Raw genomic sequence first — 18,681 nt, 5'->3', positions numbered from 1 at the left:
GCGTATATTTATTTGATGGATCAACAACACTTTCAGTTCCTGGACAGGGTAGATGCTGGCCGTCAGCTTGCAAGCAAGCTCGTCAAGCTGACGCTCGATCGTCCGGTTGTCTATGCCTTGCCGCGCGGCGGGGTGCCGGTGGCCCTGGAAATCGCGCGCGCCCTGAATGCTCCACTTGATTTGATCCTTGTCCGTAAGATTGGCGCACCAGGCGCGCCTGAAGTCGCACTGGGCGCCGTTGTGGATGGTGAAAACCCCGAGACGGTCGTCAACCAGAATGTCCGCCTGGCGAGTGGTGCTGACGATGCCTACCTTGAACGCGCCCGACAGCGCGAACTTGTCGAACTTGAGCGCCGCCGCGCCCTCTACCTCGGCAACCGCGAGCGTGTAGACCCCAAGGGTCGCACCGCCGTCGTTGTCGATGATGGACTTGCCACAGGGGCGACAGCGAAAGCGGCACTCATTGCCATGAGAGGCCAAGGTGCCGCAAAAATCGTTCTCGCCATTCCAGTCGCGCCGGAAGAAACACTTGCCGAGATGCGTCAATATGCCGACGTGGTCGTATGCCTTCATCCCGCCAAAGATTTCTGGGGAGTTGGCGCCTTTTACGAGGATTTCCACCAGCTCACCGACGAAGAGACGATTGGACTTCTGAGGCAGGGACGGACCCAATCCGAGAAAGCCGAGCCGAGCCTCAGCAAACGACAGATTGCTATCCCGCCACTAGGGCTGGTTGGCGATTTGAGCGTACCCCCGGACCCGCGCGGCATTATCCTGTTCGCTCATGGCAGTGGGTCGAGCCGGCTCAGTCCACGGAATATTGCCGTCGCCGACAGTTTGAATGACGCGGGCTTCGCAACCCTTCTCTTGGATCTGCTGACGGTGGATGAGGCAGGAGACCGTCGCAACGTCTTTGATATCCCCCTTCTCGCGGAGCGCTTGCTCGAGGCTGCGATCTGGATCGGTGCTGAGCCGGACATCGCTGATTTGCCGTTGGGCCTCTTCGGAGCAAGCACCGGCGCAGGAGCAGCAATGCTAGCATCGGCGGAACTTCAGGACCGGGTATCGGCGGTAGTTTCGCGTGGCGGTCGTCCAGATCTGGCCGGGCGACGGCTGACCGAGGTCGAAGCGCCAACGCTATTCATTGTCGGTGGCCATGACGAGCAGGTTCTTGCTTTAAACCGCGAAGCCCTTGCCGCCCTGACCTGCGAGAAACTGTTGAGGGTCGTCCCCGGCGCCACCCATCTGTTCGAGGAACCTGGCGCACTTGAGGCGGTGACCGAGATGGCAAGTGCTTGGTTCCAGCATTACCTCGCCCCGAAAGCCCTCAGCCACGGATCCGCGGCCACAGCAACGCAGCCGCTATCGCAGGCGTCGATATCGGAAGTACTTCGGTCCGCCGCGGAGCCTTTGCCCGCGCTCGACGATCCGGCCTTCGCCGACGCCTTCGACCGGTTCGGCCAGGCTCGTGTAGTGTTGCTCGGTGAAGCCTCCCATGGAACCTCGGAGTTTTACCGGGCGCGCGCTGCCATCACGCGCCGGCTGATCGAGAAACACGGCTTTACGATTGTCGCAGTCGAAGCTGACTGGCCGGATGCCGCAGCGATCGACCGTTACGTGCGGCGGAGCCCGCATCGGCCGATGAACCCGATGCCGTTTACCCGCTTTCCGACCTGGATGTGGCGCAACAAGGATGTTGATGCCTTCATTGGATTTCTGCGCACCCACAATGCCTTCAAACCGCTAGGCGAGAAGGTCGCATTTTATGGCCTCGACCTCTACAACATGACGGCATCGATGGCCGCTGTGCTGGCCTATCTCGATCGCGTCGACCCCCAGGCCGCAAAACTGGCCCGCGGGCGATACGCGTGTCTTTCGCCGTGGTCGCGAGAGCCCGCCGCCTATGGCCGCGCATCTCTGAGTGAAGGTTACGCCCTATGCGAGGGACCGATAGTAAGGATCCTGATCGATCTTTTGCAAAAGGAACTTCAGTACGCCAGGCAGGATGGCGCGGACTTCTTCGACGCCGTGCAGAATGCCCTCCTCGTAGCAGATGCGGAGCGTTATTATCGAGCCATGTACTACGGCGCCCACGAGTCATGGAATCAGCGTGACAAGCACATGTTCAACACGTTGCAGAACATCCTTGAGAAGACAGGCTCAAATAGAAAAGCCGTCGTTTGGGCACATAACTCTCATATCGGAGACGCCCGATTTACCGATATGGGTATGGAGCGGGGTGAGCTGAACCTCGGCCAGTTGTGCAGACAGACCTATGAAAACGATGCCGTCCTGATCGGCTTTGGCACGCATACCGGTACCGTCGCCGCAGCGTCGGAATGGGACGCACCGTTGGAAATCAAGGCCATCCGACCATCTCGCCCCGACAGCTATGAAGCACTTTGTCATGACGTCGGCACCGAGCGTTTCCTTCTGGATCTTCGCGCCGGGAAACATGACGATCTTCGCCGTGTCATGGCTGAACCACGACTTGAACGCTATATAGGCGTTGTCTATCGGCCAGATACGGAGCGCTGGAGCCACTACAGTTATGCGTCGATGTCCAATCAGTACGACGGGTTTGTGTGGTTCGATCAGACAAGTGCGGTGGTTCCACTGCCGACACAGATCACCGCCGGCGAGGATGAGACTTATCCGTTTGGCGTGTAATCTTGCCAGAGCGCGACTTGCAAGCAACACTGTTGAGAGTTCGAGGTGGGCGGCGGCCTCTTGTATTTATTGGATGAGCGAGGAGCTCATCCGCCAGAGCTCCGTCTGGCTAGACGAGACGCGTGAAAGTTTCTTACAATCTGTGAGATTGGTTACCAGGCAGTGGTCACGCCCCCACTCGGGAGCGACGAAGCCAAGCAGCATGCACAGCAGGAACGGACGCGAAGACGGCAAGCGTCGTACCAGGCCATAAGCGAGACATGAACTGCACTCGCTCGGGATGGCTCGCAATGGAAATTCAAGATTGTGTTCACATTGAACCGTCCTCCTCCGGCTGCTGCCGACCGCATGCTTCCGTGATATAAATCATGAATGCTAAAACATCACCCAGCCGCTTCGGCATCTCAACGAAAGGCGGGAAAGTAATCGCCGAAGATGCAACGCCATGCGTCTATTGCCAACTTTGCAAAACCTTTCACTGCATGGCCTTCGGCGGCGATGGCATTTCGAAATGCCACGTCCAGAGCCGCGATCATCGTCTCAGCGTCGGTCGTCGCAAGTGGTTCAGCGGGTTGCTCCCGCAACCCGCCCCGTAAAACAAGTCGCGCGGCGCATCGTCGAGCGGCTGGGTCAAGGCACGAGCACCGCTGCCCCATTGATCCGCCCTGCCCGCAAGTCGGCCAGCGCGTCATTGGCGCGCTCCAATGGATAGGAGGTGGTGACTGTTCGGATGCTCGCCTGTCCCACGAGCCCGAAGAATTCTCGTGCATCGTCGCGGGTGAGATTGGCTACCGATACGATGCGACGCTCTCCCCACAGGAGCCGATAGGGCATGACCGGAATGTCGCTCATGTGGATGCCCCCGCAAACGACGGTGCCGCCTTTGCGGACCGCCGCCAGAGCTTTGGGAACCAACTCTCCTGCTGGCGCAAATATGATAGCCGCGTCCAGTTGCACAGGTGGCATCTCGTCCGAGAAGCCCGCCCAGGTGGCGCCCAGCTCGAGCGCGAAGCGCCTTCCCGCCTCATCCCCCGGACGAACAAAAGCGTAGACCTCCTGCTTTCGCCACCGGCACACCTGCGCGAGAATGTGTGCCGCCGCACCGAAGCCATAGAGACCGATCGCCTTGCCTTGTCCGGCCATTTTCAATGATCGCCATCCGATCAGACCCGCGCAAAGAAGAGGCGCGTTTCCGACAGGGTCTAAACCTTCTCGCAAAGTGAACGCATAATTCGCATCAGCCACGGCGTGCGTCGCAAATCCGCCGTCGAGCGTATAGCCGGTAAAGCCGGGTGCGTCGCAAAGGTTCTCGGCTCCGGCGAGGCAAAACGAGCAACACCCGCACGTATGCCCGAGCCATGGCACGCCCACCCTCCATCCCTCAAGACTTTTCGAGACGCCGGGGCCAACGGCGACCACACGGCCAACGATCTCGTGTCCGAGCACCAGAGGCAGCTTCGGATTTGGAAGGTCGCCATCGAACACGTGAAGGTCCGTGCGGCAGACCCCGCAGGCTTCCACCGCTATCACAGCCTGACCTGCAGAAGGACACGGATCCGGCATCTCCATAAGACGCAACGGAACGCCGGCTCTTTCCAAGACCATAGCCCTCATCTCTTTCTCCTTGTCGACACCCGATGGATCATCCCGATCAATCCGAAAGTTCAAAGCTTGCCACCTTGACCTGGATCAACAACTCTGACCCCGTCTCCGGATAAGTTTAAGTCGGTTCCCACGTCGTGGTGGCCGCAGCCAAGAGGAGGATACCAGGATGAACCATATGCTGATCGCCGCCAAGGACAAGGACGCATCGGCGTTCGCCGCGTGCGCATCCGTCCCTCCCCCCAGAAAGAACGAGGGCGATATCTTGCTCGAACGGGCGGACGACGACCATTGGGTCGTCACGATGATCTCGCTGCGGGCTCTCGACTGGGCGACACGAGAGCTCTGCTGTCCGCTTCGTCTATGTTTCGCCGGAAGCATGCGGCTAGACATGATGAGCGCGGATCGCCTGTTAAAGCAAGCTCGCGCCCAAGGGTTTAGCACGAAGTTCGTCGGGCTTGGCGGAATGGACGTCTTTTAGCGCCGACCGCCGCACGCTTACTACATCGAGAGTTGACTGGGGTTAAGCCGCGGCTTGCCGGCTATCCCATGCCCACCTCGGGGTGGGCATCGTAGAATACGAGAAACCAATATACGTCCTGCTCGAGGTCGATACATAGCTGACCGTACTCGCCGAGCAGATTTTTATGTCCCGACGTCCGCAACCATTCGAGATAAAGAACCACCTCGCTGTAGGATTCGCATAGGTCCTTCACGCGATGCTGCTTGCCGCGAAAGGCCCGAAGGGCCGGACACCGCATCTGCAGAAGCAGCCAGCCGTGAGCGAAAGGATCGAATGTTTGTCGCATTGCAGGCTGCCGGTCTGCGTTTCGATTGGACGTTTGAACGCAGAAGTCGTCCCAGCGGTTCCCTGAGCTCGGCAATCGATTTTGACGAACATCAAAGAAGCCTTCCAGGAAAGCGATATGATCGCGACTATCAAGAAGGAGGCAGTGCAATGAGTATCAAAACCGTCATGTGCGTCTTCGACGTCGACCGCTGGGACCAGGACCTCAAGTCGGCAATGGAGTTTTGCGAGACACAGGGCGCCCATATGACTGCCCTTGTGATCTGCATGGGGGCCGTTCCGGCGATCGCCACCTACGAAGCAATCTCAACAGCGTGGCTCGAAGGCCAACAGCAGGAAATAGACCGGCTCGCCGCGGAAACGAAAGCGGTACAGGAGATCCTGGAAAGGACGGAGCTGTCCTTCGACGTCCAGGAGGTCTACACAGAGTTTGCATGGGCGGAAGGAGACATCGCTCAGCATGCGCTGTACGCCGATCTCGTTCTCGTGGGAGCCCAAGCTGCCGGCAACGAGGATCTTCAGAGACGTATCGTCGACGGCGCCCTGTTCGAGTCTCCGACGCCGATCCTGATCAACCCACGTACGCAGGCTGTCAGCTCGTTTCCAAAGTCGATCCTGCTCGCTTGGGATTCGAGCGACGAGGCAGCGCGCGCCACCCGCCAGTCGCTGGAATTCCTGAAGGGCTGTGATGCCGTGCACGTCACACTCGTAGACCCGGTCGCGAGAAGCTGGGAGAATGGCGAAGAGCCCGGATCCGACATCGCCATGTTCCTTACCCGTCACGGCGTGAAGGTCGAGGTCGATCGGGTTGCCAGCGGTGGACGCCGCGTGGACGAAACCTTGCGCCAACATGCCATGGACGTGGCAGCCGACCTGGTGGTCATGGGTGCCTACAATCACCCTCGGATACAGCAACGCCTGTTTGGAGGCGTCACCCGTTCGATGCTGAAGGACAGCCAGGTTCCGCTTTTCCTGTCGCGGTAGTGGAAACGTCTAGCGGCCCTGCCGGTCGGCCCGGCCGTCGAAGCAATGGACCACGTCACGTCTCGGAGGACGCCATGAAGCCACAGTTTCATCTGCCATTGACCACCCGTCCGGAAGCGAGTTCATTCGCGATCATCGAGAACGCTATCCAGTTTTCGTTGCATCAGGGTGCCGATCTTGTCGCCAGCCTTGCTGTCGCGCGGCGCCATGGCCACGAAGCCGCCGAAGCATATTCAGACGATGACGAGTTCCAGGCAGACCGCTTTGATCGGGATGTCGCAGCTCAGCTCGTCAGGCATTTGCGAGAGCGGGCCGAACGGGTTGGCCTCGACGTGAGGCTTGTTCCCATTGAGGCCGAGGCGATGTCGGCGACAATCCGGCTGGCTGAACTTGCTCGCGCCTACGACGTTACGATCCTGGAAAACACCGAGCTGGCGAGGCCGATTGTAGAAAGCCTCGTCTTTGACAGCGGTCGCCCGCTGCTTCTCCTGCCGTCGGCCGATTTCTATGGCCGCATCGACAATATTGCGATCGCATGGGATGGCAGTGCAACGGCGGCCCGCGCCGTCGCCAACGCGTTCCCTATGATCCAATCGGCGACGAAAGTGACAGTAATATGTGTGGGCGCCGCGGCTCGGCGGAGTGAGTGTCTTCTTGATCGCTATACCGAAGCGCTGAAGCATTCAGGGCTCGACGTCGCGTTAGCTGCCGTGCACAGCGATGGAGAAGACGTCACCACCATCATCCAGGACAACGCCATAGAGGGCCACGCCGACCTTCTTATCGCTGGTGCTTATGGGCACACCAAGCTGCGCGAGGCCTTTGTCGGCGGTGTGACGCGCAGCCTGCTCGACAATCTCCGCATTCCGGCCCTATTATCCCATTAAGCCAGCGCTCGAAGGGCGTTCAAGACGACCGCGACATCGATCGTCTCCTGGATCAGTGCGCCTTGGCGGGCGAAGTCCGGCTCCGGTAAATGCCATCGCGACCGCAGACAGGCCAATACCAACTGCCACGCTTTGATGCACCAAGTCATCGTCATTGATCTATGACAATGAACAAGGATGTCATCCGCGGGACAAATAACACTTCATTGTCCAGCACTGGGAGGACGCCATGCAGTACGACTACGTCGTTGGCGAATTGCGGCGGGACGACGAGCTCGCGGCCTTCGCCCTTGTCTGCAGTGTGGCGCCGACGTTCGGCGAAAAGGACTGGGCGGCTGTATTCGACGACAGTCGGAACTGGCGTTGCATCAGCGCCAGCGATCTTGCCGGTCGCGTGAGAGGCCTGGCCGTCTTCAGGCTTAGAATGCACCCGGAGGCGGGCTTACTTATGGATGTGCCGATCTTCATCGCCCTTAGCGCTGCCGATCACCATCAGATCGCCGAGAGCCTATTTTTATCGCTTGAGGCTCAGGCGACTGCGTGCCAGTTCATGCGCGTCTGGACCAACCTACCCGGCAGCCTGCAAGAACTGGAAGATCCGGATCTCTTTCGCCGTTGGGATCATGGAGTCATTTATCGCGTGCATCCAAAGCCAATCGGGACGGCTTGGCGGTGAAGACGTAACCGGCCGACCGAATGGATATTATGAGCTTCGGTCGTGCCGGATCGATTTCGATCTTTCGTCTCAACCGGGAAATCTGCGTATCTATCGAGCGATCGAAAGGATTCCGCTCCCGATGTCGCGTGAGATCCATTAATACGTCCCTGCTAAGAACCCGACCTGCATTGCGGACAAATGCGTCCAGCATCTCGAACTCCCCGGTGGAAAGCTCCACTTCAACATTCTCGGGGTTGAGAAGCTTTCGTTTCCCGCTGTCGAGGCGCCAGCCTTCGAAAACTAACACGCCATCTGAGTTTGAGACCGGTTTTCTGCCTGTCTGACTTCGGCGTAGGATTGACTTCAATCTCGCGTGAACCTCGCGCAGGTGGAAGGGCTTCACGACATAGTCGTCCGCGCCGACCTCGAGGCCGACCACACGGTCGACGACGTCCTCGCGTCCCGTGAGTATCATGATCGGCACGTTCGAAACGCTTCGTATCTCTCGCGCCAGATCAATCCCATCCTGATCAGGAAGGACGAGGTCAAGAAGGACGATGTCGAATGGTCTCGCGCTCTGCACCAATCGCATTTCCCTGCCCGTCGCCACGCAGGTAACCTTGTAGCCCTCATGTTCGAAATACCGCTGAAGCATCTTCCGGATATGCGGATCGTCGTCGACAACAAGGATTTGCGTTTCTGCTGGAGACCCCATGCTCATCATCGCTTCTGGATTATTGCAGTTGAGCGAGCGCGAAAATGCTGGATCGGGCGTAGAATACGCCGGAATTCATATTGGTCAATTGCGTCTTTGTTCGCTTGGGTTGCTCGGGTCGAGGGCGACACCCCGCCACCTCCTACTGAACCGCCGTTCGTGAAATATCCCGCCAAATTGCGCTTGATCAATGCGCCCATATTCTTTCCCTCCCAGTCTAGTAATTAGAGGCTGGTGAGACGGGAGATGAAGCATGGCTGGCGGCCACTTTTTTTACAGCTTGAGGAGCATAGCGTTTGTTATTGGCGCACTGGGGCTCACTCTCGGGTCCCTCGAGACCGCCGACGCAGGGCAATCAGTGACCCCGTCGCTAGCGCCGATGCTCAGCCGTGTTGTTCCAACAATCGTCAGCATATCCGTGCGCGGAAAATCCAGCGACGTGCAGGGCGACACTCTCTACCTGACGCCCGGTGCGCAAAACAAGTCGACCCCGAGGCAGACGGCTGTAGCTCAGATCTCCGAGACGGCAGGAACCGGTGTCATAACGGATGCACGCAACGGCTACATCCTCACGAACAATCATGTGATCGAGGGCGCCACATCCCTCAAGGTGACGATCGCCAATGGTGAAAGTTACGATGCGGTCGCTGTCGGCGCCGACGCCCAGACCGATCTGGCCGTCATAAGGATCAGCGCCGCCGGATTGAGCCAGGCAGTGCTCGGAGATTCCGCTTCGTTGAAAGTCGGTGATTACGTCGTCGCCATCGGCACTCCATACGGCCTGGGGAAGTCCGTGACGTTTGGCATCGTCAGCGCACTCGATCGATCCGGGCTGGGGTTGGATTCCGAAGAGGGCTTCATCCAGACCGACGCATCCTTGAACCCTGGGAATTCCGGCGGCGCCCTCGTTGACCTTGAGGGCAAGGTGGTCGGCATCAACACGGCGATCCTCGGGCCATCGGGAGCAAATATAGGGATTGGATTTGCTGTCCCAATCAATACGGCCAGTGCGATCATGCGGCAGCTCGTCTCACATGGCGAAATCCGTCGCGGCCAGCTTGGCGTGCAGGTTCAGGATAGCAGTGCAGACTTTGCAAAGGTCCTCGGAGTCAACATCTCAACGGGAGCCCTGGTAAATGAGGTGCGGCCTCAATCCCCCGGTGCCAAGGCCGGCATCGTCGTCGGTGACGTCATCGCCGCGGTCGATGGACTTCCGATCTCGGGCTCTACGCAACTGCGAGCGCGCGTATCTGCCCTTCCGCCGGGGACGGTCGTCAAGTTGACCATTCTGCGACGTGGCGGCAGCGTCCAGGTTGTCGCGACGCTCGCGGCCGCCGCCGCGACAGAGCCGCCGGTTGAAACTGTCGACTACGTCGATGGTAAAGGGTTGCTCGATCTTGTCACGCTGCAAACCCTTGATGCCGCATCGGACGCATTCGGAAAGGTTCAAGGTGCCGTGATATCCTCGATTTCAGACAGTAGCCCCGCCGCGGCTGCGGGCTTGCAGCCCGGAGATGTCATCACCAGCGTCAATCAGACGAATGCAACGACGCCGCAGATGGTGGTTGAGCTATCGAAGGCTTTGACAGACCTTCTCCTTCTCGGCATCTTTCGCGACGGCCACAGAAGCTTCCTCGTTGTTAAGCGATAGCCTGATCGGCTGGATCCAGATGCCAGATCACCTCTGTAGCGCATAGGCTGAGAGATGCGGAAGCGATTTCCCGGTTTCCCACCCGCTGTCGACGCTTGCAGGAGCATCCAGTGCCTTGGCGCGGCCCCGGACTTATCGCCAATGGCCAACGACGATCGAGACGCCGGTTGTCGCGGTTACCGCGACAACCGTGTTCGGATGAGGCCAATTTGATCCAGTGCAATGTAGCCCATTCGGTAGAACGATAGACTAGGCGTGTCAAATCAGAGGCAGGCCCGCGCGATCCCGCATTTCGTCTGCCTTTTACGAAGGAGGACGATGAAAATGGATAAAATACGGATTCGCGCGAAGGACTGGATTCTTGTTTGTGATGGATCGAAGGCGCTCCTCCTACGCAATGATGGGGACGCGCAAAACTTGAACCTTGTCGAGGTCCGCACGACGGCCCATGAGGGCGTGCCGACGCACGAACTGGGAGACGACCGGCCAGGTCGTGTCTACGGGACGGCAGGGGGCGCGCGGAGCGCCGTCGAGGCACCGGACCTGCACGAGCGCGATGAACAGAACTTCCTCGCCGGCTTAGCAAGGGAGTTGGCGAATGACATCGCCGGAGGCACCCTGCAGCGACTGCTGGTCGTCGCCCCTCCTCGCGCGCTTGGCATTCTACGACCAAATCTTGCGTCAATCGCCAAGGATGTGATCGTTGGAGAGATCGCCAAGGACTTCACAAAGATGCCAATCCAAGAGATCGAAACACGGTTGGAAGCCTACAATCATTGAGGCTGCCACCACTCCGATTGACCCGGATAAAAGGAGGTATCGCAATGTTTGCCAAGGACAAATGACCAGTCCGGTGACGACCATTGGCGAAGACCAGAACGTTCGGCGAGCGATCGAAATCATCAATGCCACACAGATCGGCGCCGTTCCGGTCGTCGATAACATGGGGAAGATGGTCGGTATCGTGACGGAGGGTGACCTTCTTCGTCGCATCTCCTCGTCAAATGGAACGCGACCGATTCCTCGCACCCGAGGCCGGGTTGAGACGCTCGCGAATTACATCAAGGCCCGGAGCTGGAGGATCAGGGACGTCATGACTTCGCCGGTCGTCAGCGCGCTTCTAAGTGCTACGATCTCGCAAGTCGCCGATCTCCTTCTTGCACGCGCCATCAAACACATCCCGGTCGTCGCCGACGAACGACTGGTCGGCATGGTGAGCCGCCGCGACCTCATGCGTGCCTTGGTCGATGAGCCTTCCGGTTCAGTGGCTTCTGGCGACGATGCCATATGCACTGCGGTGCGTGCACGGCTGCAGGCGGACCTCGGTGTTTTACCGGAAGCCATCGAGACTTCGGTCCGGGACGGGCTGGTCACACTTCGCGGAGAAGTCGAGAGTTCTCTCGAGCGGGATGCAGCAAGAGTGGCTGCCGAAAGAGTTCCGGGTGTACACGGTGTGTCAAACAACCTCCAGGTTACCTATCATATGGCTAGCCGGATGAAGCCCGCGCCCCTGAAACATTAGTCTAGAAGCTGACGCAGCCGGATCGAAAGTTCCTGCGCGGTGTACGGCTTCTTCAACCAACTGCCCGCCCGTAGCGACTTGTTGGCGATATCTGGCTCCGCATAACCGGATGTGAATAGTACCTTAAGGCCTGGCCTGAGTAGTACCGCCCTGCTTGCCAGCTCGTCGCCAGTCATACCACCTGGCATGACGATATCGGTGAACAGCAGATCGATCGGCTCACTCGTCGAAAGCAGTTCGAGAGCACTCGCGGCGTCCACGGACTCCAGAACGGAATAGCCCGCCTTTGTGAGCCTTGCCACGACGACCCGCCTTACACGCCCATCATCTTCGACGACGAGAATGCGCTCGGTTCCGCGGGGGGCATCCTCGGCGCTTAGTGTCGTCCGAGAAGCTTGAACCCCCGCAGAACCTACTGCAGGTAAGAAAATCCGGATCGTCGTTCCCTTGTCGAGCTCGCTGTAGAGCTGAACGTGCCCTCCCAATTGCTTAACGAAGCCGTAGACCATGCTGAGGCCAAGGCCAGTCCCAACGCCGACGCCCTTGGTCGTGAAAAACGGTTCAAATGCGCGGGCCTTCACCGCTTCCGGCATCCCTTTTCCCGTGTCCGTCACGGCGATCAGGATATAGTCGCCAGGCCTTAGCTCGGGATACATCTCAGCATAGTCGGTATCGAGCTGCACTCGTGAGATATCCAGCGTTAGGCTTCCGCCCGTCGGCATTGCGTCTCGAGCGTTCAAGGCAAGGTTGAGCAAAGCGCTCTGAAGCTGTGACTTGTCGACCAAGGCGGTGTGGGTGCTTCCTCTGATGCTTGTGCGAAGTTCGATCGTTTCCCCAAGGGTCCGTCGCAGAAGCTCTGAGAACCCGGATACGAGAGATCCTACGTCCACGATCTCGGGCTTGAGAGGCTGGCGCCTCCCAAAGGCGAGAAGTTGCGCCGTCAGTTTTGCACCATCGTCCGCTGCCTCCTGGGCCTCCCTGAGCAGCTCGCGCTGTTCATCATCGGCAAGCAGCGGTTCCAGCATTTCGAGATTGCCGCTGATCACTATCAGCAGATTGTTGAAATCGTGCGCCAGCCCACCCGTCAACTGCCCGACGGCTTCCATTTTCTGGGACTGCCGCAACTCTTCTTCGATCCGTTGCCTGCTTGTCAGGTCACGAATGAAGCCGGTGAATATCCGTCTTTGGTTCGCCACTGCTTCACCCACCGACAACTCCATTGGGAAGATTGACCCATCCTTTCTGCGTCCTTTCACGACACGCCCAAGGCCTATGATCTTCGCGCTGCCGGTGCGAAGGTAGTCTGCGATGTATCTGTCGTGTTCGTCGCGATATGGTGACGGCATGAGCATGCGGACGTTGCGGCCGATTACCTCGCGGGAGGAGTAGCCGAAGAGCTTTTCCGCGGCACTGCTGAAGGATGTGACCGACCCGGCCTCATCGATGACAACCATCGAATCCGGTACGGTGGCGAGTATTGACGTCAGATGCGCTTCGCGTTCGGCGAGGTCGTCCTGAATCTTCCTAGTCTCCGAAACGTCCGTATTCGTCTGTATGACCGCCGGTGTTGGAGAAAGGGCGTCGAAGACAACCCAGCGCGTTGCGATCGTCATCGGGTGTCCGTCCTTGTGATAGTGGATGATGTCGCCCTCCCAGGTGATGCCGGTATACACCTCCTTGCGGATATCCTCGATCGGTCTGGGGGATTTCGTCCGGAGCAATGTGTGAACCACCTTCCCCAGGGCCTCGATGCGTTTCCATCCATAGAGGCGCTCGCACCCCGACGTCCAGTGGCTGATGACGCCATCAACGCCATGAATGATGACATTCGTGTCGTCGAAAACGCGCGCGATGACGTCGAGATCCTGCGCCGAAGCTGATGGAACTATGGCATCGTCTGGCATTGCCGCCCTGCCTTTTAATGATGAGAGTAGATTGGCGTATCGTCGCGACCATCATCGACGTCAGCTTCGTCTTCACCAGCCCGCTGCACAAGCGCCGACTTCTTCAGCACGAGAATTTCATGGCGACGGCCCGCGGATAAAATGCCCTGCCCTGCCAACTTCGTCACCGTGCGCGAGACCGTCTCGATGGTCAAGCCAAGATAGTCTGCGATATCAAGCCGGGTCATGGGCAAATCGACCACGTTTGGCTTACAACCTTGAGTAGTGCTTTTCCGCAACCGGGCCAGTAGGAAGCTGCACAGACGCTCTTCGGCGCTCTTGCACGACAAAAGCACCATCTGATCTTGCGCTGCCGCCACCTCGTCGCAAAGCTGGGAGAGAAGCACCGGCCGTAGATCGGGGCGAGCGAGAAGCTGCTTTTCGAATGCGACCTTGGTCTGCCGCTGGAACGCGACATCGTCCAGCGCCTCGGCGCTATAGAGGTATCTGTTCTTGAACGAGACTCCCACGATGTCGCCCTTCGTAAGAAAGCCCGTAATGACACGACGTCCGTCATGAAGCTGCCGGCAGATTCGCAGATTGCCCTCACGAATCGCGAAGACATGGAGGGCGCGGTCGCCTTCGAAAAAAACGATCTGGCCCGCCGCCGCACGCTCGAGTGGACCGCGGTCGAAAAGCGCGCCGAGGCTGCATTGCTGGCCTATTGGGCCGGTTTCTTCAAACAGGGGTCGGACATTGAGACTGTTCGCGAACATGATCTTGCTCCCTCAAATCATGAAGATCGCAGTAGACGATCGCAACGTCACATCCCGATGCCACTTCCGTGCCAATTTGTCTAAATTGGTGACAGTTTGTAACAACCCGTCCGGCATCGCCGCAATACGCTGCCGGTCGTGCCTGGCCCCGTTAATGATGTTCGGGTCCGAAACCGGACACCAGTCCTGGTGCATTGATCGGCATCAAAGATTTGTACGCCAACTATCTGTAGCATTATAGGAACTGAAGCAGTCTTCGTCGCCCAACAAGGTGCCGATCGGCAGCCGGTTTCATGTAGGATTGCCTCGCTCCATGAGCTTGGCTGAGGATGACACGACCTATGACCCGAACAGGCATTTTACCAGGCGCCATCGCCGTTGCTCTCGTTTTGGCGTTCTTTGACGAGGGCGCGACTGCCGATCTTGCCCGCGGACGCGGCATCGCACTACGCTGGTGTGGCGAATGCCACGTCGTTGCTCCCGGACAGTTTCATGGCTCGGATTCCGTGCCGACGTTCGCTCAGATCGGTGGAGCCGAGCACTTCAACGAGGCGCGATTATCGGATTTTTTGGCCTCTCCCCAGCACACGCGAATGCCGAACCTTTCACTGACACGCTCGGAAATCGCTGATCTCGTGGCCTACATCAAGGCGCAGCACCACTAGCAAAAGCGCAGTCGCGTTCCCCTTGTTTTGGCGGACGCCGGCGTAATCGGCGTAAGAAGACCTGCTTCTCGCTTCTTATTGATTAGCCCCGCTCGAGATCAAGATTGCCGACAACCGCCTTCCGGCGGCGAATTACACTTCTTATCGACGATTCATGGCCACGGCGCAGCATCAGAGAGGCCCGCGGGAAGGTTTGTCTCCCGACGAACGGCGCCGGTCTCAATGATCGCGAAAGAATTCGCGTCCGGATGCGTCGTCAACGTGACAAGAAGAGCGGAACGTCGCTATTCTTGAGCATGTAGCGCGTGAGACCGCCGAAAAGCCGCTGCTGGAGCCGTGGGTGCCTGTATGCACCCATGACTACCATGTCGGCAGCGACGTCCATCGCATGTTGGCGCAACGTTTCGTCCACGCGGCGTCCACCGCTCGCAACCTTGTCGACTTCCACTTTCACGCCATGGCGCGTGAGAAACGTGGCAATATCAGCGCCCGGCTCTTCGCCGTTCCCAAGCTTCTGGCGACCGGATCGACAAGCGTCATGTGCACGGCATCGCAACCTTTGAGAAACTCGAGGGATTGGCGGGTGGCACGCGCCGCCTCATCGCTGGAATCACAAGCAAGAAGTATAGACTTCGGGAACGACGAGACCGCCTGCATGCGGGGGTTGACAGGGATTGGCGTCGGAGACTGGGACAGAGCCCCGTCAATGATCCTTCATTGGAGATTCTCACGCCGGCGGCCTGGGCCCCGACCAACACGAGGTCGGCGTAGCAGGCATGCTGTGCAATGTCGTCGTCGGCCCACGCAAATTCCGTGTAGATTTTGTGGATGTCGAAGGACAGTTCCGTCCTTTCTAGTATCTTTTGACTGGGATACGCTTCTTTGGCGCGCCGATCGATCTGCTTCTGCTGCTCGTCGAGCCAGGTTACCGTGAGGGGTAGACGGCGACTGGAGGAACGGAACACATGAAAATCACCATCGCGGTCATGTGCGCTCCCTGCGCTTCGCAGAACTCGATGGCAGACTTGATGTCCTGGTCCCAGCGGTCGGCTCCGAAGACACATATGATGGTCTTGATGCTCATGGACTAACCTCCCTGTCACATAAAATAAGTCTATCGCTTTCCGACAGTGTTTCCATCATGCGCGTCAAAGTACTGTTGCTCGGTGTTCATCGGACTGGTGAAATTGACGCTTGAGGTTCGGTTCGATGCAGATGGGACAGGAGGACCTCATGGCGCAGCAAAGTCGCCTGCCTCGACGGTATGACGATCATTTGCGGCAATCGAAATCTATTGCCCCAAAGTTGGGCAATTGAGCACGATGTCATTGACGTCAATCAATGTCTTCTCCGCGAAAATGGGGAAGTATCGGCAATATTTCCGACATCGGAGAGCGGCAGATGAACCACCTGTTTCTTGCCCCATCGGACTTGGATAAGCTGTCTGCTGCAGTCCAGAATTGGTATCGACACTACAGAGTGCCGTTAGATGAGGCGGTTTCCTCCTGCGTCTGCGCACTGGCGATCCAGATCTACCAACACGGCATCAGCAGCGTAGATGATATTTCTCGCATACTCATTGCAAGACTTCCGCCAGAGCGCGCTTTGGGGAAACTGTTTTCAGACACCGTCCACTAGGTCACGATATGCGAGGATCTGCCGAGCCAAGTCCTCACGTGGCTATTGAAGCTTCCTAGTCGATCCGCCTTATGGGCGATAAAAAACAGCGTTGGCCTGAGCGTTCATCCAATCTGAATCGCGGCCCGACCGGAGAGATCGTTCATATAGATGCCGTAGAAAAGATGGGGAGAGGCATGCGATGGTGGAATTTCGTCGGGCTTTAGCGAGCCGATCTCCCACCAGTTGAGGTATTTTTGGAGCAAAGACCACGCGGTAAGACGTTCCTCATGCCACGCGTCGTTGTCTGGAAACTCCTGGAAATTGCCACTGAGCACCACGCTTCTCCAACTACCCTTCGATGGCCATTCATCGACCTGAAGGCATACCTTCGGATTCAGTCGCATCCACTCGACTTTTCGTCCGGGCATGGAGAAGCTGTAAGCAACTCTTGACTGGAACGCGAAGTAGATCGGAACGACGTAGGGTTGCCCTTCGTTGCTGCAAGCCAGATGGCCAAAGTGCCCTCCTCTCAGCATTTCCAAGCATTCCGCGTGCGTCATGTTTTTCAATACCATTGACATTTCAATCGCTCCGTTTCTCAAAGCCGATCCCCGACCGATTGTTGCAACCGAAAATCTGACCGGTTGACACTGTCGGCATGATAGAAGAGGACGCTGAACACCGTCCCGATCATCACGATGAGAACTAGCAGCAACGCATGGTCAAGAACCAACCAGCGCAGCCATTTGTAACCGTCTTGAGCGTGCATGTTGGCAATCCTATTTGGTCGAGAAGGCTTCATTCAGCCTTGCCAATTCTGATGCTGGATCAGCCTCTGACCGCGAGATCGTTTATGACGCTGACGACTCCAGGAATCGACCAGGCCGCCCGCTCCGCAGCGCTGCGTTCCCGCCAACCGCTTACCCCGCCCTTCAGCGTGACGTTGCCACCGGAAACGTCGATCTGGATTCGGTTCGCCTCTACCTCGGCATTGCGTTTCAGCGCACCCTCGATGCGGTTCTTGACATCGGGAATGGATGCGACGGGTTTGATCGACAATACGTTTGTTACTCCGACGACGCCGCCAAGCTTCATGACCGCCTTTTCAGCCGCCACCCGCTGAAAATGCCAGGGCACCTCCCCTGACAACGTCACCCAGCCTTTTTGAACTTTGACGCCGATCGCGCCGTCCGGCAGAAGCGTGTCCCATTCGATAATGTCCAAAGCCCGCGCCGCGATCTCGTCGTCCGCATGGTGCTTGCGGCCCGCGTACCGGACCTCGAGGGTCTCAGCGAGCGCACGCACGCCCTTGACCCGTTTCACCGCCATTTCAGCAGCGATCTTTTCTGCGTAGCTGCCAACATGGCCCGAAAGAGTGACGACACCTTCTTCCACCGCGACGCCTATATTAGCTGCATTGACGCTCGGTTCGAACCCGAGTTCGTCGATGATGTTTTGGCGTAGTCCGAGATCGTTCATGACATTCCTCCATTAACCAAATTTCCCCGAGGGAAAATTCATGATCGGTCCCTTTTGTCTGGCCTGCATTGCGCTTGATCAAATGAGTGGAAATTGTGCCGGCTTTAACGGCGCCGCGTGAGGAGGCGCGCCATTTTGAGCCAGATCAAAGTGCGGACGTCGACTTGCCTCTAAGATCAAGTCCGTTGAGTGGAAGGAGGCTTTCCCATGACAGATGTTACTTTGAGACAGAATGTACTGGACGAGCTGGAATTCGAGCCGAGCATCGACGCGGCCCATATCGGTGTCACGGCAGAAGGTGGTGTGGTCACACTGACCGGCCACGTTGCCACCTATTCCGAAAAGGACGCCGCCGAGCGTGCGGCTCGACGCGTGAAGGGCGTGCACGCTATCGCCCAGGAAATAGAGGTGCGTCCGTACGGCACCCATGTTACCGCAGACGACGAAATCGCCAAGCGCTCGATCAGCACGCTGGCATGGCGTACGACCGTGCCAAGGGATGCAGTCACCGTCAGGGTTCAGAACGGCTGGGTCACCCTCGAAGGCACGGTTGAATGGCAATATCAGAAAAACGCGGCTGCGAGCGCCATTCGCGATCTGGCAGGCGTCGTCGGCATCTCAAACCTGATCGCGGTTGCCCCTCGCCCCACCTCGAGCGATGTCAAACGGCGGATCGAAGACGCGTTCCGACGCGACGCAGAACTTGAGGCTCAAGCCATCCAAGTGAACGTGCTTGATGGCAAGGTCACGCTTGATGGAAC

General features: G+C 58.2%; 18 protein-coding genes and 1 pseudogene. 11 read left to right on the top strand and 8 right to left on the bottom strand.

Features of this window, described 5'->3' with window-relative positions; translation table 11 throughout:
* Nucleotides 1-15 precede the first annotated feature (15 nt).
* A complete protein-coding gene (locus RHIBUN_RS38050; protein ID WP_025661468.1) occupies nt 16-2,670 on the top strand; it encodes an erythromycin esterase family protein in 2,655 nt (884 codons plus the stop codon).
* Nucleotides 2,671-3,300: 630 nt separating this feature from the next.
* Here the strand turns inward: RHIBUN_RS38050 and RHIBUN_RS0123730 are convergent.
* Nucleotides 3,301-4,284: a zinc-dependent alcohol dehydrogenase family protein gene (locus RHIBUN_RS0123730; RefSeq protein WP_025661467.1), complete on the bottom strand. Its 984-nt coding sequence runs from the start codon at nt 4,282-4,284 to the stop codon at nt 3,301-3,303.
* Nucleotides 4,285-4,450: 166 nt separating this feature from the next.
* Between RHIBUN_RS0123730 and RHIBUN_RS0123725 the strand changes: the two genes are divergently transcribed.
* On the top strand, nt 4,451-4,753 hold the full coding sequence (locus RHIBUN_RS0123725; protein ID WP_245271713.1) for a hypothetical protein: 303 nt from the start codon (nt 4,451-4,453) through the stop codon (nt 4,751-4,753).
* Between the two features lie 61 nt (nt 4,754-4,814).
* On the opposite strand, the gene RHIBUN_RS0123720 is transcribed toward RHIBUN_RS0123725, so the two are convergent.
* Nucleotides 4,815-5,081 carry a hypothetical protein gene (locus RHIBUN_RS0123720; RefSeq protein WP_025661465.1) on the bottom strand — a complete coding sequence of 89 codons (267 nt, stop codon included), beginning with the start codon at nt 5,079-5,081 and terminating at the stop codon, nt 4,815-4,817.
* Between the two features lie 149 nt (nt 5,082-5,230).
* Between RHIBUN_RS0123720 and RHIBUN_RS0123715 the strand changes: the two genes are divergently transcribed.
* The 3 genes from RHIBUN_RS0123715 (at nt 5,231) to RHIBUN_RS0123700 (ending at nt 7,627) form a co-directional block, all read left to right on the top strand.
* A complete protein-coding gene (locus RHIBUN_RS0123715; protein ID WP_025661464.1) occupies nt 5,231-6,064 on the top strand; it encodes a universal stress protein in 834 nt (277 codons plus the stop codon).
* A 74-nt stretch (nt 6,065-6,138) separates the two neighbouring features.
* The gene (locus RHIBUN_RS0123710; RefSeq protein ID WP_025661463.1) at nt 6,139-6,951 is read left to right on the top strand and encodes a universal stress protein; all 813 of its coding nucleotides are present in this window, start codon (nt 6,139-6,141) and stop codon (nt 6,949-6,951) included.
* Nucleotides 6,952-7,180: 229 nt separating this feature from the next.
* A complete protein-coding gene (locus tag RHIBUN_RS0123700) occupies nt 7,181-7,627 on the top strand; it encodes a hypothetical protein (protein WP_025661462.1) in 447 nt (148 codons plus the stop codon).
* Here the strand turns inward: RHIBUN_RS0123700 and RHIBUN_RS0123695 are convergent.
* Nucleotides 7,581-8,330 (bottom strand): response regulator transcription factor, encoded by a 750-nt coding sequence (locus tag RHIBUN_RS0123695; protein ID WP_025661461.1) that lies wholly within the window; start codon nt 8,328-8,330, stop codon nt 7,581-7,583. The two genes, RHIBUN_RS0123700 and RHIBUN_RS0123695, sit on opposite strands and share 47 nt — an antisense overlap.
* Nucleotides 8,331-8,682: 352 nt before the next feature.
* On the opposite strand from RHIBUN_RS0123695, the gene RHIBUN_RS0123690 reads away from it, so the two are divergent.
* From RHIBUN_RS0123690 to RHIBUN_RS0123680, 3 genes are all read left to right on the top strand, one after another.
* Nucleotides 8,683-9,975, top strand: coding sequence for a trypsin-like peptidase domain-containing protein (locus tag RHIBUN_RS0123690; RefSeq protein WP_245271712.1), 1,293 nt, complete (start codon nt 8,683-8,685; stop codon nt 9,973-9,975).
* A 324-nt stretch (nt 9,976-10,299) separates the two neighbouring features.
* On the top strand, nt 10,300-10,755 hold the full coding sequence (locus tag RHIBUN_RS0123685; protein ID WP_025661459.1) for a host attachment family protein: 456 nt from the start codon (nt 10,300-10,302) through the stop codon (nt 10,753-10,755).
* 61 nt (nt 10,756-10,816) lie between these two features.
* Entirely contained in the window at nt 10,817-11,497 is a 681-nt protein-coding gene (locus tag RHIBUN_RS0123680) for a CBS domain-containing protein (protein ID WP_025661458.1), read from the top strand.
* Here the strand turns inward: RHIBUN_RS0123680 and RHIBUN_RS0123675 are convergent.
* Nucleotides 11,494-13,401, bottom strand: a complete 1,908-nt coding sequence (locus RHIBUN_RS0123675) for a PAS domain-containing sensor histidine kinase (protein ID WP_025661457.1) — start codon at nt 13,399-13,401, stop codon at nt 11,494-11,496. The two genes, RHIBUN_RS0123680 and RHIBUN_RS0123675, sit on opposite strands and share 4 nt — an antisense overlap.
* Before the next feature lie 14 nt (nt 13,402-13,415).
* Nucleotides 13,416-13,994 (bottom strand): helix-turn-helix domain-containing protein, encoded by a 579-nt coding sequence (locus RHIBUN_RS0123670; RefSeq protein ID WP_245271715.1) that lies wholly within the window; start codon nt 13,992-13,994, stop codon nt 13,416-13,418.
* On the opposite strand from RHIBUN_RS0123670, the gene RHIBUN_RS37455 reads away from it, so the two are divergent.
* Both RHIBUN_RS37455 and RHIBUN_RS0123665 read left to right on the top strand, forming a co-directional pair.
* Nucleotides 13,956-14,240 carry a hypothetical protein gene (locus RHIBUN_RS37455; RefSeq protein WP_245271716.1) on the top strand — a complete coding sequence of 95 codons (285 nt, stop codon included), beginning with the start codon at nt 13,956-13,958 and terminating at the stop codon, nt 14,238-14,240. The two genes, RHIBUN_RS0123670 and RHIBUN_RS37455, sit on opposite strands and share 39 nt — an antisense overlap.
* A 257-nt stretch (nt 14,241-14,497) precedes the next feature.
* A complete protein-coding gene (locus RHIBUN_RS0123665) occupies nt 14,498-14,821 on the top strand; it encodes a hypothetical protein (protein WP_025661455.1) in 324 nt (107 codons plus the stop codon).
* Nucleotides 14,822-15,077: 256 nt separating this feature from the next.
* Here RHIBUN_RS0123665 and RHIBUN_RS33820 read toward each other — a convergent pair.
* From RHIBUN_RS33820 to RHIBUN_RS0123635, 3 genes and pseudogenes are all read right to left on the bottom strand, one after another.
* Nucleotides 15,078-15,905, bottom strand: a pseudogene (locus RHIBUN_RS33820) (universal stress protein).
* A 658-nt stretch (nt 15,906-16,563) separates the two neighbouring features.
* On the bottom strand, nt 16,564-17,022 hold the full coding sequence (locus tag RHIBUN_RS0123645) for a pyridoxamine 5'-phosphate oxidase family protein (protein ID WP_025661452.1): 459 nt from the start codon (nt 17,020-17,022) through the stop codon (nt 16,564-16,566).
* 247 nt (nt 17,023-17,269) lie between these two features.
* Entirely contained in the window at nt 17,270-17,920 is a 651-nt protein-coding gene (locus tag RHIBUN_RS0123635; protein WP_025661450.1) for a BON domain-containing protein, read from the bottom strand.
* 207 nt (nt 17,921-18,127) lie between these two features.
* Between RHIBUN_RS0123635 and RHIBUN_RS0123630 the strand changes: the two genes are divergently transcribed.
* Nucleotides 18,128-18,681, top strand: a 554-nt coding sequence (locus tag RHIBUN_RS0123630; protein ID WP_025661449.1) for a BON domain-containing protein, incomplete at its 3' end; no start/stop codon positions are given.

It is taken from the genome of Rhizobium sp. IBUN, from assembly GCF_000510625.1.
Classification (GTDB): Bacteria; Pseudomonadota; Alphaproteobacteria; order Rhizobiales; family Rhizobiaceae; genus Rhizobium; species Rhizobium altiplani.
This window is presented reverse-complemented; position numbering and strand designations above follow the sequence as displayed.

Excerpts from the sequence above, each read along its gene's own strand:
- RHIBUN_RS0123730 (WP_025661467.1), bottom strand. The coding sequence starts at position 4,284 with ATGAGGGCTATGGTCTTGGAAAGAGCCGGCGTTCCGTTGCGTCTTATG.
- RHIBUN_RS38050 (WP_025661468.1), top strand. The coding sequence starts at position 16 with ATGGATCAACAACACTTTCAGTTCCTGGACAGGGTAGATGCTGGCCGT.
- RHIBUN_RS0123695 (WP_025661461.1), bottom strand. The coding sequence starts at position 8,330 with ATGAGCATGGGGTCTCCAGCAGAAACGCAAATCCTTGTTGTCGACGAC.
- RHIBUN_RS0123675 (WP_025661457.1), bottom strand. The coding sequence starts at position 13,401 with ATGCCAGACGATGCCATAGTTCCATCAGCTTCGGCGCAGGATCTCGAC.
- RHIBUN_RS0123665 (WP_025661455.1), top strand. The coding sequence starts at position 14,498 with ATGACCCGAACAGGCATTTTACCAGGCGCCATCGCCGTTGCTCTCGTT.
- RHIBUN_RS0123725 (WP_245271713.1), top strand. The coding sequence starts at position 4,451 with ATGCTGATCGCCGCCAAGGACAAGGACGCATCGGCGTTCGCCGCGTGC.
- RHIBUN_RS0123700 (WP_025661462.1), top strand. The coding sequence starts at position 7,181 with ATGCAGTACGACTACGTCGTTGGCGAATTGCGGCGGGACGACGAGCTC.
- RHIBUN_RS0123715 (WP_025661464.1), top strand. The coding sequence starts at position 5,231 with ATGAGTATCAAAACCGTCATGTGCGTCTTCGACGTCGACCGCTGGGAC.
- RHIBUN_RS0123645 (WP_025661452.1), bottom strand. The coding sequence starts at position 17,022 with ATGTCAATGGTATTGAAAAACATGACGCACGCGGAATGCTTGGAAATG.
- RHIBUN_RS37455 (WP_245271716.1), top strand. The coding sequence starts at position 13,956 with ATGAAGCTGCCGGCAGATTCGCAGATTGCCCTCACGAATCGCGAAGAC.
- RHIBUN_RS0123710 (WP_025661463.1), top strand. The coding sequence starts at position 6,139 with ATGAAGCCACAGTTTCATCTGCCATTGACCACCCGTCCGGAAGCGAGT.
- RHIBUN_RS0123685 (WP_025661459.1), top strand. The coding sequence starts at position 10,300 with ATGGATAAAATACGGATTCGCGCGAAGGACTGGATTCTTGTTTGTGAT.
- RHIBUN_RS0123635 (WP_025661450.1), bottom strand. The coding sequence starts at position 17,920 with ATGAACGATCTCGGACTACGCCAAAACATCATCGACGAACTCGGGTTC.
- RHIBUN_RS0123720 (WP_025661465.1), bottom strand. The coding sequence starts at position 5,081 with ATGCGACAAACATTCGATCCTTTCGCTCACGGCTGGCTGCTTCTGCAG.
- RHIBUN_RS0123680 (WP_025661458.1), top strand. The coding sequence starts at position 10,817 with ATGACCAGTCCGGTGACGACCATTGGCGAAGACCAGAACGTTCGGCGA.